Consider the following 236-nt stretch of genomic DNA (forward strand, 5'->3'; position numbering starts at 1 on the left):
TGAAGACCGAACCCTCTACGTCAGTAGCGACAGAGCCTCAAAAGGGCATGGGTCCTTTTACTCAAGAACCCAAAACCCCTCTTGCCCCCTCGAAAGCGGCAACCCTGAAATTCGAAGTACCTGACACAGTCTGGACCGCATTACGTCAGGAAGCGCTGAACCGCCGCGTGACAGTGAAGTATCTCGTCCTCGAGGCCCTGGCCGCAAAGGGCTACAACGTCGATCTAGCTGCCGTT

Annotated in this window: 1 protein-coding gene; it reads left to right on the forward strand. The window is 55.9% G+C overall.

Going from position 1 to position 236, the window contains the following annotated elements; all coding sequences use genetic code 11:
• Positions 1-47: 47 nt before the first annotated feature.
• Positions 48-236, forward strand: a 189-nt coding sequence (locus KZZ07_RS27455; RefSeq protein WP_219520218.1) for a hypothetical protein, incomplete at its 3' end; no start/stop codon positions are given.

The organism is Mameliella sp. CS4 (assembly GCF_019392335.1).
Classification (GTDB): Bacteria; Pseudomonadota; Alphaproteobacteria; order Rhodobacterales; family Rhodobacteraceae; genus Antarctobacter.